This is a genomic window from Hyphomonas sp. UBA4494, assembly GCF_002388935.1.
Classification (GTDB): domain Bacteria; phylum Pseudomonadota; class Alphaproteobacteria; order Caulobacterales; family Hyphomonadaceae; genus Hyphomonas.
Map to the genome: position 1 here is coordinate 41,098 of NZ_DGNK01000001.1, position 16,284 is coordinate 57,381.

Genomic DNA, 16,284 nt, shown 5'->3' on the forward strand with positions numbered 1-16,284 from the left:
CAAGGGAATGTCACAGGTCGCGCCACGTAATGATCAGGCTCAGCTTGGGCCGGTCTGGCCAGTGGGGAAGGACTGAACGCCCCCTTCGACGAGTTCAGGGCCACCGGGCTGGATCTGCATGACCGCCAAGCCGCGCTCGGACGTGCCGTCAATGCGGAAGCGGAACAGGCCATTTACTCCGAAAAAGCCGTCCGGATCGGTCACGCCGCCATAGGTCAGACTGTCATCTGCGGCGAGGCGAACGGTCAATGCGGCTGCATCATAGGCCAGTGCAGCCAGATCGGTTGGCGCGCGGCCATAGATCCGACGATAGGCTTCGGTGAAGGCGCTCTTGTTGCCGGGGTCTGTGGCAGCATAATAGCCGCCGCGCAGGGTCGGTTCGCGCCAGATGCTGGAATCGTCCCAATAAGAGGTGCCGATCAGCTTCACTTGGCGCATATCGACGCCGTTGTAAGGCAGCAACGGTGCTACCGAGAGCAATTTGACGCCTCGTTCAGGGATCATCACAGCCACGCGGCCGGGACGGCCGGCCAGTTCGGATTTGAGAACGTTGGCGATCTGGCGCGCTTCGGCGCCTGCTCCACTATCCTCGCCATAGAAGGCTGAGGCGGCCATGACGGCGCCAAGCCGGGAGGCTTCAAACCGCATCGCGGCCTCAACCTGACGCCCGTAATCCGAACGTGGGCCAAGGAAAACAAACGTGTCCACGCCGCGCGCGGCCACATATTCCATGACGCGGCGGACTTCCTCGTCCGGCGAGATGGAAGCGAGATAGGCTCCGCCACCAGCCGCAGACCGGTCATTGGAGAAGGCAATGACGGGAATATCTTCCTCGCGCGCCATTTCCCGCACGGTTTTCACGTTTGCGCCAAAGAGCGGGCCAAGGATTACATCTACCTTGTCTTCAAAGGCTTCGTCCGTGCGGGCCTCGGCAACGGAGGTCTTGCCGGCGGTATCCTTCGGGATAATCAGGAAATCCTTGTCGGCATATTCAAACAGGGCAAGTTCGATCCCTGCCAGCATGCTTTCGGCCTCGGCGCGGACATTGGCGTTCGGATGAGAAAAGGGCAGCAGCACGGCTGCCCGCTTGATCTCACGTCCCTGCATGAAGGGTGGGGTCAGGCCACGGTCGCCTCGGCCACGCGTTGCGTCGCCCAAATCTTCCATGTCGCCAATTTCGATTTCTTCGCCCGGTATGTCGCCCAAATCGCGAGGCACGCCCGTAACAGGCTCCTCGCGGGGCTGTCCGGTGCCGATGGGCACTGGCTGGCGAGCAGGCGCTGTGGCACAGGCGGTGGCCAGAAGCAGCGATGCCAACAGAAGACTTGGCGCGGGAAGCTTCCTGAGCAATGGTTGAAGCAATGTCATCTCCTGATCCTTCTGACTCCGGGGCGATTCCCGCCGTTGGCGACTCTAGGCGCGGTCTCCCCAAGGGGCAACCGGCTGTATCTCTGGATCCGGGCCTGTATGTGGTTTCCACCCCGATCGGTAATCTGCGCGACATCACCCTGCGCGCGCTGGACGTGCTGACCGCTGCCGATGAAGTGCTGGCAGAGGACACACGCGTCGCTGGAAAGCTGATGTCTGCCTATGGCCTTAAGGCTCGCCTCAGCCCCTATCATGACCATAATGGGGCGGAACGGAGACCGGGCCTGATACGGGCACTTCAAGGCGGCGCGAAGATCGCGCTGATTTCCGACGCTGGCACGCCGCTTGTTTCCGATCCGGGCTGGAAACTGGCGCATGAAGCCCTGGAGGCTGGCGTAAAGGTCATCCCCATTCCGGGCGCCTCGGCCATGCTGGCGGGATTGGTCGCCAGCGGCCTGCCAAGTGACAAATTCCTTTTCGCAGGCTTCCTGCCGCCAAAATCCGGCGCGCGGAAATCTGCCGCCGAAGCGCTAAAGGCGGTGCCGGGCACGTTGATCTTCTATGAGAGCGGGCCGCGCCTCGCCGATGCGCTGGCAGACCTTGCCTCTGTGCTGGGGGACCGTGACGCGGCGGTGGCGCGGGAATTGACCAAGATGTTCGAGGAAACCCGCCGAGGCACGCTTGCTGATTTGGCCACGCATTATGCCGAGTCCGGCCCGCCACGTGGCGAAATTGTATTGCTGGTCGGCCCGCCGGGCGAACATGAAGTCACGCCCCAACGCCTCGATGCGGCCCTGCGCGACGCACTGGATGGCCAGCCGACCAAGGCCGCAGCCAATGCCGTGGCCGAAGCGCTGGGTCTGCCGAAGCGCGACGTTTACCAGCGGGCGCTGCAACTGAAAGCCGATGGCTGAAGGGCGCGCCCCCAGCGCCAAGCGCACGGCTGCCGAAAAACGTGGCCGCGCGGGCGAGACACTTGCCGCCTTGTACCTCCGCCTCAAGGGCTATCGCATCCTCGCGCAACGCGTGCGCACATCGGTCGGCGAGATTGATCTGATTGCGGAGAAATCCGGCGTGATCGCCTTCGTCGAGGTGAAGGCGCGCAGGCAGGCTGATACGGCTCTCGGCGCCGTGACGCCGCACTCCTGGCAACGCATCGCCCGCGCCGCAGACCACTGGATGGCCCGCCGCCCCCATTATGCAGATCATGGCTGGCGCTATGACATCATCGCCGTTGCGCGGCGGCGCCTGCCCGTTCACATCCGCGACGCCTGGCGACCAGGGCTGGCCTAGAGCACTTCGCTCATATGCATCGAGCAAAAAAGCCTTGTATATTTATAATAGGGTTGTTATAAAAATAATGCTCTTCGTTATCAACGAAGGGCGCAGAATTGAAAATTCAATTCACAAAGCGAAGCGATAAGCTGAAAATTTATCGCTTCAACAACCAAGGAGACCATTATGAAATGCCTATTCAAAGAAGCCAAAATGAGTCGAGAGATTCGTCGCTCTTCATCGGTAACTTCCAATTCGAGGTGTTACGGAAAGTGAAAAACCTCGGCTCCAAAGCATACGGTATAAATATCCGACGTTCTTTGGAGCAAGATTTCGGGAAGGAGGTACATACTCCTCAAGTTTATACGGCCCTCGTTCGGCTAGAAAAACTTGGATTGATTACTTCTGAAATCGACAGAACTGCATCTGCTGGGCGGAGAGGCCGACCCCGCCGTGTCTATCACTTGATGGCACCGGGCCAGCGGATGTTAATGGCAGGGTCAGTACTCTCCGAACCGGTGTCTGCAAAGGAGAAATTTCCGCATGCAGACGGGCAAAGGCCCACCTCGGCCTAAAGCGTGGTGTGAAAAAGTGGTATTCTGTTGTACATATTTCAGACGTGACCACTCGGAACAGCTTTTACAGCTCCGCAAGGACTACAGAGCTGAGTTTCGGAAGTATGGTCGACGGAATGCCGACCGCTTCGCAAGCAGGCAAGCCATGCTTTGGTTATTCTGTACAATGAAAGAAGCCGCAATAGGGGTATTCATAATCGGGAGACGCATCTTTACAAATTCCTAGATTGTTCGTCCCATGCAATTCCTTGCCTCTTTGAAGTTTCTCGGGTTGCTCTCTTTGGAGAGCAACCTTTTCATTTGAGAAGGCTAAACTCATGTAGATGCCAACATCCCACCGAACAGCACACTCGGCAATTTACCTTTCATGTCTTCGGCTGGGGCTTCGCACGCTTACGATAGACGCGCGTTAGCGGGCTTTTTGCCATCGGAATGAAGCGAGTTTTCTTGCCGACGATGCTTGGGCGGTTGATGCCTATGCGCAGAAGACTGAACACGGCCAACACGAGATATACACCCGAGATATACCAGAACAGTGCGGCCGGGTGAAACGCGCTCATCACGAGAGCGCCAACCAGGGCGCCAATCACCGATCCAACCCCATAGAGCAGGAGCAGGCCGCCACTCGTGGCGACGGCCTTGCCGAGCGCGGAATGGTCATTGGCATGCGCAGCGCAAATGCCGAAGACGGGTATGATGAAAGCGCCAAACAGGAAGCTGAAGCCAATCAAGGCGTTTTGGGACAGGCCAGCAAAACTTGCCAACAATGCCGAAGCCCCTGCGCCGAGCAGCGAGCTGCCCACGATCACGAAACGCCGGTCTACTTTGTCAGAGAGCGAGCCCATGGGGAACTGGAACAAGCCTGCTCCGATGATCGCGGCACTCATGAAGGCCGCGATCATTGCCGAGCCATACCCAATCTCCTGCACATAGACCGGCGCCATCCCCCAGAAGGCGGCATTGGCGAGTCCGGCGGCAGCAGCACCGACGGCGCCGACGGGCGAGACGCGATAAAGCTGAACAATGTCGAGCTGAGCGGTCTCCAGCGGCGCAGGCGAATCCGAGCGCGTTAGCGCCACCGGGACGAGCGCGATGGAGATCAGGATGGAAACCAGAACGAACAGCTGGAAGCCCGAAGGCGGCGCAATCGCGAGCAGGCCGTTGCCGACGGTCACGGCGCCAAGATCGACAATGCGATAGACTGACAGCACCTTGCCACGGTTCTCGTTCGTCGCGCGCTCATTGATCCAGCTTTCCAGCACCATGGTCAGCCCTGCAAAGCTGAAACCTGTAATGAAGCGCAATACTGCCCACGGCGTGGCATCGACGAACAGGATATGCGCCAGCGCGCTGGACGACGCGATCGAGGCGAGGGCCACAAAAGCCCGAATATGCCCTACGCCCTTGATCATGCCAGGCACGAAGCGGCAACCGAGGATGAAGCCGGCATAATATGCCGAGGCCAGAAGACCGATGATTGCGGTCGGGAAGCCTTCCAGGTCGCCGCGCACAGACAAGAGCGTGCTCTGCAAGCCGTTGCCGGCATAGAGGATGGCAGCAGCAAACAGCAGAGCAGCGATGGCGGAGATAGACTTGAACATTCCAGCCTCCAGGGCGTGCTGGGATTTCAGGGAGGGCGAGCCGTCTTCAGGCTAACCCGATGCAGAAAAGAGTGTTCCGATCGCGCCTGTAGAAACCTCGACTGCTACTGTCAACCAAGCCTGAGCCGCGCATCTGCGCAAGGCGGAATCCCCCGCCTACTCGGTCAAAGTCGGCGCCGCTGCGAAGGGCTCGATTCCGAATGAAGGATATATTTCGCTCGGGAAATAGACCGTGCCATCCTTCACAACCATGGAGATGGTCTTGATCGCCTTCAGGTCTGCTGTGGGATCGCCTGGGACAAGAAAGAAATCGGCCAGCTTGCCAGGCTCGATAGACCCAAGCTCGTCCGATTGTCCCACATACTCAGCCATGCCATGGCTCGCCCAGGCAAGAATCTCAGGCGCTGTCATTCCGACCTGCTGATAGAGCTCAAGTTCGCGGTGATAGACGAAGGATCCGCCCATATCCGTTCCGGGGACGAGTTGGATGCCCGCCTCATGCATCGCGGCGACCGTTTCGATGATCTTGTCGAAGGCCTGCCAGTAGGCCGCGTCATCCTCGGGAGAGGAAATGTCGGCCCATGCTGTCTTGGCCGAGCGCTGCTCGCCAACCGGCATATGATCGATATAGTCCACCACACCCGCCCGGAGCTGGCCATTGCGAGACCTGAGCAAAGCTTCATGGATGGCGAGGGTCGGATCAATCGCGGTTTCATGCTCCGCCATGGCATTGATCGTTGCCTGTACCTTTGGATCACTGATCTCCAGAGATGGGAGACGCTTCAACGCGGTCAGGCGCAGCAAGGTGCGCGTGTCTTCTCCCTCTTCCAGCACCCAGCCCAGCATGACCTGATTGATATGGGTCATCTCGTCATAACCCGCAGCAATCATCTGGTCGGCATTGGAGAAGGCCGGCACATGCCCGGCCACTTTCAGGCCGAGACGGCGCGCTTCCGCAACCATCGCCGGCACCCATTCGCCTTTCATGGAATTGTAGATCTTGATCTGGTGGAATTCTCCACCGCCATACATGCGAACGGCTTCGAGCGCCTCCTCCTCACTCGATACGAGTGTCCCATTGTTGGAGCTGAACGGGCTCTTCCCCTCGATGAACCCGCTGCGGATGATACGCGGACCGGCGAGACGCCCGGACTGTATGTTTTCATTCAGCTCACTGAGCACGTCATTGTTGTTACCCATATCCCGAACTGATGTCACTCCGGCCGCAATGTTGAGCAGCGCGCTGTTCTGACCGAGATGCCCGTGCATTTCATAAAGGCCCGCCACCAGCGTGCCGCCATCGCCATCAATCAGCACTTCGCCTTCATGGCGCGTATCCGGGGCGTCGACCGACCGGATACGATTGCCTTCGAACAAGACCGAGACCGGGTCCGTCAGGGCCAGCGTCTCCGGGTCGAACACGCGGACTTCCGCAATGCGGACGGGCGCGTCGTAATTGTGCGCCGTTTCAGCCTGGATATTCTCGAACCGCTTGGCGGAATACTCGACCGACCGGGCGCGAAGCATTTCATCATGCGCTTCCAGACCGTCCCGCAAGATGGCAAAGCGCGGCGAAATGACGCCAACAAACGCATCACTCGAATCCATCAGAATGTAAGTCGGGTTCAACTCGATCCCGGACAGCGCGTAAGCGCTGATCGCCACATCTCCTTCCGGCCCGGCGACGGTCAGGTCCTCCATCTTTTCGAGTTGAAGTGTACCGCCAGGCAAAACACCAACGGATTGATCGGCATCTGCCATCAGGATCCGGGCATAAAGCCACAGGGCGTAAGGGCTGGCATTCTGGGCCACGTAGAGCGTCGCCGAATTAAGCGTGCGGGAATCGCTGCCGGTCGCATCTGTCCACCTCGCCTCAAGGCCATCCTGTGAGAAGGACTCCTCTACCTTGTTCCCAAACGTCGTCGCGCCGGCGATATCCCAGTCCACCGGCAGGCCGGACGAGTCCAGCGTCACCGTCTCGAGAATGGTCGGGCCGCGACCATTGTTGCGGTACTCAAAGTCCACCTTGGTCACACCGCCGGAATGGTCAACATTCAGGTGGCCGATCTCGGTTCCCGAAACGAACACTTTGAACGCTTCTGTCCCGGTCAAGGCTGGTAACGGCGCGGCAGTGGACACAGCTTCTGACGTGGCCGCGACAACGGGCGCCGTCTCAGCCACCGGCTTTGCACAGCCGACCGCCAACAGGCCGAGAATTGATGATGCCAATAGTGTTGTCCTGATACCCATGTCGCGCTCCCTTTTGTCCAGTCCTAGCCGGGGAACACCGGGCCCTACAAGGTTCATTCAATGGCGGCGCAGGTGCCGCACCCCGTATTTCCCCTGATTGCGGCCTGCGCCGCTGCCCCAGACACTGGCCATCCGCTCGAAACACAGGAGAGCGACATGGACGGAAATTTTCCAGCTCCCGACCTTGTGGAAGGCCAGGCCGACGCCGCCTTCCGCGCCGAGGTGGATGCATTTCTCGACGCTGAACTGACCGAGGAACTGCGCGCAACCGGTCGGGAAACCACCGGGCTGAAATCGCCGCGCTGGGCCTGTGAGGCTTGGCGTAAGCGGCTGACCGCGCGGGGCTGGTTTGCTCCCTCATGGCCTGTTGAATATGGCGGCGCAGGCTGGAGCGCCGAACAACGGCTCTATTTCGAAAATGCCTCAGCGGCCCGCGATGCGCCCATTGTTATGAATTCCGGTGTACGCACGATTGGCCCGCTGATCATTGCCGAAGGCTCGGACGAACAGAAAGCGCACTACCTGCCCGCCATCCTGAATGGCGAGCATGAATGGTGCCAAGGCTTTTCTGAGCCTCAGGCCGGCTCGGACTTGAGCGCCCTTGCCCTGCGTGCGACCCGCGACGGTGACGAATTTGTGTTGAACGGCACCAAGGTCTGGACGAGCTTTGCCCAATACGCCACCCACATGTTCCTGTTGGCGCGATGCAAGCCGGGCAGCACAGGCCGTGACGGACTTGTCTTCCTTCTGGTCGAAATGCATCGACCCGGAATCCGCATACGTCCGATCGAGTTCATTAGCGGCGAACAAGAGACAAATGAAGTTTTCTTCGACGATGTCCGCACACCGGTCGCTGACCGGGTGGGCGACATCGGTGACGGCTGGCAGGCAGCAAAAGCCCTGATGGCAATTGCCCGATCCAACAACACAACGACCGGCCTGCTGAGGCGAGCCTTGCGCGCAGCTGCACGCGGGGCGATCGGGAACTCGTCGTCACAGCAGTTGCTTGAGCTGACCATGAAAGTGGATGGCTTCGAAGCCCTTGAGGCGCGCGCCTCCAACGAAGAAATTCCCATCAGCATCGCGGCGACATCGTCAGCCCTGAAACTGCTCGCCACAGAGCTACATCAGGCCATTACCAAAGTCGGGCTTGACCTGTCACCGAACAGTCAGTTCGCGCAGGCAAAATATCTCTCGACGCGCGCCGCAACGATCTATTCCGGCACGAGCGAAGTGCACCGAAACATTCTGGCCCATGCCATTGGCTGCCCCTAGTCCTCGACGTCCACGTCCATGATCTCTGCCATTGGCAGGCCAGCCGCAGCTATGCCGACATTGCCGCATTCTTCATCGAACACGGATGGCGCACCGGAAACGCCGACGCCGCCGATCAACTCGCCGCCTTCCAGGTGGATCGGCAGTCCGCCGCGCCAATTGGCAACGTCTCCCGGGCCAATGCCCCACTCCGCGGTCATGGCCGTGGCATAGCCGTATTTGCCAGCTGACTTACCTTTCCACATGGCAATGTCGGACACGCCTGCGGATGCATCATCCATGCGCGCAAAGGCCCGCAAATTGCCGTGTTGGTCATAGACCGCGATCGCCACCGCCTGCGCATTGGCTTCGGCATGATCGATACAGGCCGTAACAATCGTGCCAGCGGTTTCGAGCGCCATTGTGGGCTTGGCGTCCTGAGCCTGCGCGACCAGTCCGGCGGCGGCAAACAGTGTGGCCGTAATCAGTGTTCGGCGCATGATGCGTCCCTCCCTTTGTGTGGAAGGCAACGCTAGACGGGGACGACCGGCTTGGCCAGATGGAATTCAAACGAGCGCGTCATCTTTCGATTTGGCGCGCGCCGCAATCCCATCATAGACAAACTCCTCGCCGTCCAGATCTATGAGCGGCATCTCGTCTTTCTCGCGCCAGTAATCCTGCGAGTGTTGCCAGATGTCATGCGCGCCACGTTTGGGCATCAAGTGAAGTGATCGCATCATGTAACCTGGATTGAAATTGTCCGTATCCATCCAGGGCAGGATATCCATCCCCTTGTCTTCCTCGCGCAATTCGACACGCACTTCCTTTGCACCGATATCATCCATATGCTTCAGCATGCGGCTGATAAAATCCCCCATAAGATCTACACGCAACGTCCAGCTGGCGCGGAAATAGCCAAATACCCATGCCATGTTGGGCACGCCGGTGAACATCATACCGCGATAGGTAACCGTCTGGCTGAAATCGATGGGCGCTCCATCTTTGGAAAACGGGATGTCTCCCAACACCGACAGGTTGAAGCCCGTCGCCGTGATGATGATGTCAGCCTCAAGCTCTTCGCCCGATTTCAGCAGGATGCCCTTTTTAGTGAAGTGATCGATATGATCGGTGACGACGCTGGCCTTGCCACTTGCGATGCCCTGGAACAGGTCACCATCGGGCACAAAGGCGATGCGCTGTTGCCACGGGCGATAGTGTGGCGTGAAGTGCGGATCGATCGGGTAGTGAGGCCCAAGGAATTCGCGCACACCCTTGAGCAACTCGGCTCGTACAAGATCCGGCTGTTCCTCTGCCAGGTTCATGAACTTCGTCTGATCAAACAGGACCCGGCGGCGGATGATCTGGTGGATCCATGCCGGATCAACATTTTGCTCGCGCAGGGCATCCGCCAGCTCATTCACATTGCGGCCGGGCGTGAAATAGGTCGGCGAGCGCTGCAATAGCGTGACATGTTCGCAATCCTCGGCGATGGCAGGCACGATTGTCGCTGCCGTGGCGCCGGAACCGATACAGATAACTTTCTTGCCTTTGAGATCGACATCTTCTGGCCAGGTCTGGGGGTGGATGATCTGCCCCCGGAAGTCCTCCATGCCGTCCCATTCGGGCGTGTAGCCCTTCTGATGATTGTAGTAGCCTTGGCACATCCAGAGAAAGTTTGCGGTGAAAGTCTGCGTGTCGCCCGTATCTTCGCGCTTGGCGGTTACCATCCAGAGCTTGTGCCGGGATGACCAGTCGGCACCGATGATCCGGTGATTATACCGGATGTGGCGATCCAGACCGTTCTCCTCGACCACTTCGCCCATATACGTCATGATCTCTTGCGCCGCCGCGATGGGCGCACCGGTCCACGGCTTGAAACGGTAGCCGAACGTATAGAGGTCACTGTCTGAGCGGATACCGGGATAGGTATGCGTGCGCCATGTACCACCATAGCCGCCCTGGGCTTCGAGCACGCAGAAACTCTTGTCCGGGCTCTGGTGTTGCATGTGCCATGCTGCGCCGACGCCCGAAATCCCTGCGCCAACGATCAGCACGTCAAAATGTTCTGCGGGCGTGGCGGCGGGCGATGTGGGCATGATTTCCTCCGGAGTGCCGGGCCTTTTTGTCTAGCCCTGATCTTGCTGACTTCATTGAACCAGCTTGTTGATCTCATATCACTCAGGAATAGCCCCTATTGTAAGGCGTGACCTCGCGGCAGGGCGCGTGCTGCAGGCGGTGCCTTCACCTCGCCCAATTCCTTCGGCATTTAGCTTGCTGGAAACCCGAATTCAGGTATCTGGAAAACATGGCGAAGACACCACGCAAAACGCCCAAAAAGGCGGCCAAGACGGGCGGATCGCAGGCGATCAAGGTACCGCGGTCACGCTTTGGCTTTCTCGGCACACGTGCTGGCCGTTACCTGATGCTGTTCATCCTTGTCGTGATGCTGATTGGCGCTGGGTGGGCCTTCTGGAAATGGCGTTCGCTTTATTTTGGCATGCCGAGCCTGCCGCCGGTCGCTGAGCTGTGGGACGCCAAGCGCGAAGCCGCGATCGAATTCGTTGACCGCGATGGCAACACACTGGACGTGCGTGGGCCGCGCTATGGCCGCGCGACTGACATCAACCGCCTGCCCCCGCACGTGCCGCAAGCCTTCATCGCCGCCGAAGACAAGCGCTTCTACGAACATGATGGGGCAGACGATGCCGCCATCGCACGTGCAGCCTGGTCGAACATGCGCGCCGGGGAGACCGTGTCCGGTGCGTCCACGATCACCCAACAGCTCATCAAGAATCTTGTTCTGGACAGCCGTCAGACCATGTCCCGCAAGGCGCAGGAAATGAAACTGGCGCGCGAACTGGAAAAGAAGCTCGGAAAGGACGAAATTCTCACGCTCTATCTGAACCGGGTCTATTTCGGCGCCGGCCTTTATGGGATCGACGCGGCCTCACGCTATTATTTCGGCAAGCCGCCGGAAGACTTGTCCATACCGGAAGCTGCCATTCTGGCTGCGCTGCCCAAGGCACCGTCGAAACTGAACTTGCGGGAGAATCTGGAAGGCGCCAAGTCACGCCAGCTCTATGTTCTGGAACAAATGGCCGATCTTGGCTTCATCACGGCCGATGAAGTGACCGACGCCATTGAGACCGACATCACCATCATCGACGCGCCCGCTTATGATCCCCAACTTGGCTATGTGATGGACACGGTTGCCGACCGGGTGAAGCTTATGCTGCCGCGGCCACCGGGTGATATGGTGGTGACCCTGTCGCTCGATATCGAGATGCAGGACAAGATACGCGCAAAGCTGGACGCGCGCATGGAGAAAGATGGCAAGGACGCAAAAGCGAGCCAGGCCTCTGCCCTCGTCATCGACCGCGACGGTCGCGTTGCGGCGCTGGTCGGCGGGCGCGATTTCACCGAGTCAGAATTCAACCGTGTGACGCAAGCCAAGCGTCAGCCGGGTTCCAGTTTCAAGCCCTTCGTCTATGCCGCGGCGCTGGAGAATGGCTATTCACCCTATGACGTATTCGAGGATGCCCCGCTCGCCATTGGCAAATGGCAACCCGAAAACTATGGCGGCGGCTTCCTGGGGCCCATGACATTGAGCGAGGCCATGGCGCGCTCAACCAATACGATTGCCGCTGAACTGACGCAGGAAGCCAGCGAAGAAAGCGTCATCAATATTGCGCGTCGCTTTGGCATCACGACGCCGCTGCAGCCATTCCCCTCCATTGCGCTGGGCAGTCAGGAAGTTTCGTTGTGGGAAATCACCCGCGCATTTGGCACGTTCCAGTCGGGCGGGCTGCGCATGGATCCGTGGCTGATTGAGAAGATCGAAAATTCGCGCGGCGATGTGCTCTACACGCGTCCCGATTATAATCGCGACCGGGTCTATGATCATGAGCTTGCCAAGGAAATGAACGGCATGCTCGCCCGCGTCGTCAATGCCAGGTTCGGAACCGGCCGCCGTGCGCGGTTTGGCAACTGGATGGTCGCCGGCAAGACCGGCACCAGCCAGGACTGGCGCGATGCCTGGTTCATCGGATTCACCAACGCATATGTCGGGGGCGTTTGGGTCGGCAATGATGATGACAGTCCCATGGCAAAGGTTTCCGGGGGCGGCCTGCCAGCCGATCTCTGGTCGGACATCATGGAAATCGCCCATGCGGGTATGCCGCCAGAGCCCCTGCTTGGCGCAGAAGCGGGCATTGAAATGAGCGAAGCCGCCGAAGAACGCGTGACCTTCTATCGCGGCATGGCGCAGGCGTTTGGTACAGCGTCAAGCTCGCGCAGCGGAACCAGCAACGGCGTGCGGATCATCCGCCAATAGATGCGGTATGATGGCCGGGACTTTCCCGCGCCGGACAAACCCATTAAAGACCGCGCATGTTTGATACTGCTGTCTATGAAACCCTGATGCTGGCCCTTGATGACGGGGCCGTAACCTTGCCCGATCAGGGGCCGATCCTGTTCCTGCGCGCAGAGCTGTCGCCGCATCTCGCGCGCCTCCCGAAAGAGCGCCTTGTCTGCCAGAACAGTTTCAAACCCGATCATGAGGCACTGAAGGCTGCCGGCTTTGATGTCCTGCCGCCTGAGACCGAGACCTTCCCGGCCACACAGCTGACCCTGCTCCTGCCACCTCGCCAGAAGGATGAAACGCGCGCCCTATTCGCCCGCGCCCTGCGCGACGCGCCGGAGGGTGGCGTGATCCTCGCCTGCCTGCCCAACACGCTCGGCTCCAAGACGATCGAGAAACTGCTGCGCGAGATCGCCGGCGAAACCGAGGCGCTTTCAAAGAACAAGTGCCGCGCCTTCTGGACCGTCAAAAACAGCTCACAGATAAATACCGACCTGATGGAAGAGTGGATCGCGCGCGATGCACCGCAGGAAATGGAAGCCGGTGTGTGGAGTCGCCCTGGCCTGTTCTCCTGGAACCGGATCGATGCGGGGTCTGAACTGCTTGCAGACAGCGTACCGGAAAACATTCGCGGGCGCGGCGCAGATTTTGGCGCAGGCCAGGGATTCCTGTCCCGCGAGATCCTCCAGCATTGCCGCCATGTCGAACACATGACCCTGCTGGAAGCTGAACATCGCGCCCTGCCCTGTATTGCGCAAACTCTATCCGGCTTTGAAAACTGGGACATGAAATGGGCAGATGCGACGAAAGAAGGTGGCAGCACGCCGTACGATTTCATCGTGATGAACCCACCTTTCCATGTTGGCCGCGCCGATGCCGCATCGCTGGGTCAGGATTTCATACGTTCTGCCGCAAAGGCGCTCCGTGGTAGCGGACAACTCTGGCTCGTCGCCAACCGCCACTTGCCATATGAAGAGGTTCTGGGCGAATGCTTCAAGACCTTTGAAATGCTGGAAGACTCCGGCGGCTACAAGATTCTCCGTGCGGAGAAGCCAAAGCGGAAGCGATGAAACCTGATCGTCAGCTTGCAAAATATTTGGCGAACCTTGGCTATGGCAGCCGCAAGGAAATGGAGGCCGCGATCCGCGCAGGCCGCCTAACCGGCGCAGGCGATGATCTTCGCTTCGACGACGAACCGCTCGACCCGGCGCCCGGCATGGTGTTGATCATGAACAAGCCGGCGGGCTTTACCTGCTCGCGGGCCGACCAGGGCCGACTGGTCTATGAATTGCTGCCATCACGCTTCCTCCAACGCAGCCCGCCCCTCTCAACGATCGGGCGACTGGATGCAGATACGACAGGACTTTTGCTGTTCACGGATGATGGTAAGCTGCTTCACAAACTGATCTCACCAAAATCAGCAACCGAGAAAACCTATGAGGCAGCTCTGGCGCGCCCGCTGGAGGGTCATGAGGCAGAGCTGTTTGCCAGCGGCACGCTAATGTTGCGAGGTGAAGAAAAACCTCTATTGCCAGCGCGTCTCGAAGTCACCGGCGAGCGCTCGGCGCGCCTGACCATTACGGAAGGCCGATACCATCAGGTCCGCCGCATGTTTGCTGCCGCAGGCAATCACGTAGAGGCCCTACACCGCGCCAGCTTTGGCGCGCTGGAGCTTGGCGGTCTTCCGGAAGGCGAGTGGCGCGTGCTGGATGAAGACGACCTTGCACGGCTTGGTGCATGAAAAACCCCGCACGTCCGAAGACGCGCGGGGCAAGTCGCCAGGGTCAGGGGCCTAGTTCTTGGTCAGACCCAGCGACTCGACCGTAGAGATGGTCAGGTAGCCAACCGGCAAATTGTTGGACCGCTGGTAGGATTCCATTGCGGTAAGCGTGGCCGGGCCGAATTCGCCATCGACCGGGTTCGAATAGCCCGCATCGGAGAGCGCCTGCTGAACGCTGCGGATCTTGGACGAGGTCGCGTTGGTGTCACAGAGGACTTCACGCCACTCCAGAGCGCCACCGCCGCTGACGACGCGCTTGTCGATCGTCTTGTATGTGGCTGGAACAACGAGGGTTTCCTCGCTGGCTGGCGTGACCAGTTTCTCGACATTCACAGTATTGTAGACAGCCGGCACGATCTCTTCGACCACTTGTGCTTCTTCAACCACGACTTCCTTGGTCACGGTTTCGTAGGTGGCCGGAATGGTGCGGGTTTCCGTTCGCTCTGGCGAAAGGAGACGTGTGCGCGTCACGGTTTCGTACTCGGCTGGCACTTCGACACGGCACAGCAATTCGCCCGTGGAAACCCCATTGGATGACGCCGATGCGTCCGTCGCGCGACCGTACAAGCCATTGCCAGGCTTCCAGGTCGTGTAGGCTTCGCGGATGAGAACCTGCTCTGTATAGGTCTCATATTCTGCCGGAACGACGGTGGTTTCGATGCGCTCAGGTGCCACGAGCACCTGCTCGGTGACAGTCTCGTATGTCGCCGGGATAACGCGGATGTTCTTTGTTTCTTCCTTGACCAGAACCTGCTCGGTCACGGTCTCATAAGTTGCAGGAACCAGCTTGATTTCGGTGCTTTCCGGGCGGTCAACAACTTGTTCCGTCTGAACATTGATCTGCTCAGGAATCAAAACCCGCGCATAGCATGTACCCGGATCGGATGCCGGCGGATAATCGCTGGATTCAGCCGCAGATGCGGCGCCTACAAGAGTAGCAACAGCAACGGAGGCGATGAGAATTTTCTTTGACATGATTTGTCCCCTATTCACACGCATAATTCGTTCTCGAATTAACGCGCACCAAGATATAGCCGGGGGAACGATTGTTTTTGTCATGTGTCCCCCCAACACTTTGTCACCCGTCAGCCTGGCGATTAAAACGCCGGTGCTGAGGCAACGAGGAAACAGATGAAAGTTTCGCAATGAACGCTACCTGAACGCCGGCCGGATTTACTGCAATCGACTGCATTTCTTATTCCGCATCGCATACGGAAGGTAGAATTTTGCATGCGCAGAACGCGCATCCCGGAATGAACGGGGTCTTTGGTCAAACTTCACCAGTGAAGTTTTCGTGCGTTGGTTCTGGTCCAAAATCCTGCGGGCCCGTGCACCCAGACACCGCATGCGCCCCCTAGCGCGAACCTGTAGCACACGCTACATCGCGCCTATGGCACAGCCCCCATTGATCACCCTGAACGACCTTCGCCTCACCTTTGGTGGCAAGCCCCTGTTTACGGGGGTCAGCTTCTCCCTATCCAAGGGCGAACGAGTCGCTTTGGTCGGGCGAAATGGCGCCGGCAAGTCGACATTGATGAAAATCATCTCCGAAAGTGTCGAATCCGACAGCGGAGACGTCTGGCGTCAGCCTGGCATTACATATGCCATCGTTTCCCAAGAGCCCAGTCTGGCCGGATTCGAGACGGTTCTGGACTATGTATCGGAAGGTCTCGAGGCCAGCTACATGGCCGAAGCAGAGCTGATGGAGTTCGGCGTCGATGGCGCGGCGGACCCAACCACCCTGTCGGGAGGACAACAGCGCCGCGCGGCCCTTGCCAAAGCATTTGCGCGCGAGCCTGATGTGTTGTTGCTGGACGAACC

Annotated in this window: 14 protein-coding genes; 8 read left to right on the plus strand and 6 right to left on the minus strand. The window is 59.2% G+C overall.

Annotation, left to right across the window (positions count from 1 at the left end; all coding sequences use genetic code 11):
* Window positions 1–39: 39 nt before the first annotated feature.
* Entirely contained in the window at window positions 40–1,368 is a 1,329-nt protein-coding gene (locus B2P82_RS00215) for a penicillin-binding protein activator (RefSeq protein ID WP_290494232.1), read from the minus strand.
* Window positions 1,369–1,469: 101 nt separating this feature from the next.
* Between B2P82_RS00215 and rsmI the strand changes: the two genes are divergently transcribed.
* The 3 genes from rsmI to B2P82_RS17015 all read left to right on the plus strand — a co-directional run bounded on the left by rsmI (window position 1,470) and on the right by B2P82_RS17015 (window position 3,218).
* A complete protein-coding gene (gene rsmI, locus B2P82_RS00220; RefSeq protein ID WP_290494234.1) occupies window positions 1,470–2,282 on the plus strand; it encodes a 16S rRNA (cytidine(1402)-2'-O)-methyltransferase in 813 nt (270 codons plus the stop codon).
* Window positions 2,275–2,661 (plus strand): YraN family protein, encoded by a 387-nt coding sequence (locus B2P82_RS00225; protein ID WP_290494236.1) that lies wholly within the window; start codon window positions 2,275–2,277, stop codon window positions 2,659–2,661. Before rsmI ends, B2P82_RS00225 begins: the two co-directional genes overlap by 8 nt.
* 173 nt (window positions 2,662–2,834) lie before the next feature.
* Window positions 2,835–3,218, plus strand: a complete 384-nt coding sequence (locus B2P82_RS17015) for a PadR family transcriptional regulator (RefSeq protein ID WP_414651997.1) — start codon at window positions 2,835–2,837, stop codon at window positions 3,216–3,218.
* Window positions 3,219–3,583: 365 nt separating this feature from the next.
* Here B2P82_RS17015 and B2P82_RS00230 read toward each other — a convergent pair whose 3' ends face one another.
* Both B2P82_RS00230 and B2P82_RS00235 read right to left on the minus strand, forming a co-directional pair.
* Window positions 3,584–4,819: an MFS transporter gene (locus B2P82_RS00230; protein ID WP_290494237.1), complete on the minus strand. Its 1,236-nt coding sequence runs from the start codon at window positions 4,817–4,819 to the stop codon at window positions 3,584–3,586.
* Between the two features lie 156 nt (window positions 4,820–4,975).
* Complete coding sequence (locus B2P82_RS00235) at window positions 4,976–7,069, minus strand: amidohydrolase family protein (RefSeq protein ID WP_290494239.1); 2,094 nt, start codon at window positions 7,067–7,069, stop codon at window positions 4,976–4,978.
* A 156-nt stretch (window positions 7,070–7,225) separates the two neighbouring features.
* On the opposite strand from B2P82_RS00235, the gene B2P82_RS00240 reads away from it, so the two are divergent.
* Entirely contained in the window at window positions 7,226–8,344 is a 1,119-nt protein-coding gene (locus B2P82_RS00240; RefSeq protein ID WP_290494241.1) for an acyl-CoA dehydrogenase family protein, read from the plus strand.
* On the opposite strand, the gene B2P82_RS00245 is transcribed toward B2P82_RS00240, so the two are convergent.
* Together B2P82_RS00245 and B2P82_RS00250 are read right to left on the minus strand one after the other, a co-directional pair.
* Window positions 8,341–8,823 (minus strand): GlcG/HbpS family heme-binding protein, encoded by a 483-nt coding sequence (locus tag B2P82_RS00245; RefSeq protein ID WP_290494243.1) that lies wholly within the window; start codon window positions 8,821–8,823, stop codon window positions 8,341–8,343. The two genes, B2P82_RS00240 and B2P82_RS00245, sit on opposite strands and share 4 nt — an antisense overlap.
* A 66-nt stretch (window positions 8,824–8,889) precedes the next feature.
* Window positions 8,890–10,419, minus strand: coding sequence for a flavin-containing monooxygenase (locus B2P82_RS00250; RefSeq protein ID WP_290494245.1), 1,530 nt, complete (start codon window positions 10,417–10,419; stop codon window positions 8,890–8,892).
* Between the two features lie 209 nt (window positions 10,420–10,628).
* Between B2P82_RS00250 and B2P82_RS00255 the strand changes: the two genes are divergently transcribed.
* The 3 genes from B2P82_RS00255 to B2P82_RS00265 are packed head-to-tail and all read left to right on the plus strand — an operon-like array spanning window position 10,629 to window position 14,424.
* A complete protein-coding gene (locus B2P82_RS00255) occupies window positions 10,629–12,656 on the plus strand; it encodes a transglycosylase domain-containing protein (protein ID WP_290494247.1) in 2,028 nt (675 codons plus the stop codon).
* A 56-nt stretch (window positions 12,657–12,712) separates the two neighbouring features.
* Entirely contained in the window at window positions 12,713–13,753 is a 1,041-nt protein-coding gene (locus B2P82_RS00260; protein WP_290494249.1) for a class I SAM-dependent methyltransferase, read from the plus strand.
* Window positions 13,750–14,424: a pseudouridine synthase gene (locus tag B2P82_RS00265; RefSeq protein WP_290494251.1), complete on the plus strand. Its 675-nt coding sequence runs from the start codon at window positions 13,750–13,752 to the stop codon at window positions 14,422–14,424. The genes B2P82_RS00260 and B2P82_RS00265 overlap by 4 nt, the downstream gene beginning before the upstream one ends.
* A 51-nt stretch (window positions 14,425–14,475) precedes the next feature.
* Here the strand turns inward: B2P82_RS00265 and B2P82_RS00270 are convergent, their stop codons facing one another.
* Complete coding sequence (locus tag B2P82_RS00270; protein ID WP_290494253.1) at window positions 14,476–15,438, minus strand: peptidoglycan-binding domain-containing protein; 963 nt, start codon at window positions 15,436–15,438, stop codon at window positions 14,476–14,478.
* A gap of 406 nt (window positions 15,439–15,844) precedes the next feature.
* Between B2P82_RS00270 and B2P82_RS00275 the strand changes: the two genes are divergently transcribed.
* The coding region (locus B2P82_RS00275; protein WP_349679712.1) for an ATP-binding cassette domain-containing protein at window positions 15,845–16,284 on the plus strand (440 nt) is incomplete at its 3' end.

Excerpts from the sequence above, each read along its gene's own strand:
- B2P82_RS00215 (WP_290494232.1), bottom strand. The coding sequence starts at position 1,368 with ATGACATTGCTTCAACCATTGCTCAGGAAGCTTCCCGCGCCAAGTCTT.
- B2P82_RS00225 (WP_290494236.1), top strand. The coding sequence starts at position 2,275 with ATGGCTGAAGGGCGCGCCCCCAGCGCCAAGCGCACGGCTGCCGAAAAA.
- B2P82_RS17015 (WP_414651997.1), top strand. The coding sequence starts at position 2,835 with ATGCCTATTCAAAGAAGCCAAAATGAGTCGAGAGATTCGTCGCTCTTC.
- B2P82_RS00230 (WP_290494237.1), bottom strand. The coding sequence starts at position 4,819 with ATGTTCAAGTCTATCTCCGCCATCGCTGCTCTGCTGTTTGCTGCTGCC.
- B2P82_RS00235 (WP_290494239.1), bottom strand. The coding sequence starts at position 7,069 with ATGGGTATCAGGACAACACTATTGGCATCATCAATTCTCGGCCTGTTG.
- B2P82_RS00240 (WP_290494241.1), top strand. The coding sequence starts at position 7,226 with ATGGACGGAAATTTTCCAGCTCCCGACCTTGTGGAAGGCCAGGCCGAC.
- B2P82_RS00245 (WP_290494243.1), bottom strand. The coding sequence starts at position 8,823 with ATGCGCCGAACACTGATTACGGCCACACTGTTTGCCGCCGCCGGACTG.
- B2P82_RS00250 (WP_290494245.1), bottom strand. The coding sequence starts at position 10,419 with ATGCCCACATCGCCCGCCGCCACGCCCGCAGAACATTTTGACGTGCTG.
- B2P82_RS00255 (WP_290494247.1), top strand. The coding sequence starts at position 10,629 with ATGGCGAAGACACCACGCAAAACGCCCAAAAAGGCGGCCAAGACGGGC.
- B2P82_RS00260 (WP_290494249.1), top strand. The coding sequence starts at position 12,713 with ATGTTTGATACTGCTGTCTATGAAACCCTGATGCTGGCCCTTGATGAC.
- B2P82_RS00265 (WP_290494251.1), top strand. The coding sequence starts at position 13,750 with ATGAAACCTGATCGTCAGCTTGCAAAATATTTGGCGAACCTTGGCTAT.
- B2P82_RS00270 (WP_290494253.1), bottom strand. The coding sequence starts at position 15,438 with ATGTCAAAGAAAATTCTCATCGCCTCCGTTGCTGTTGCTACTCTTGTA.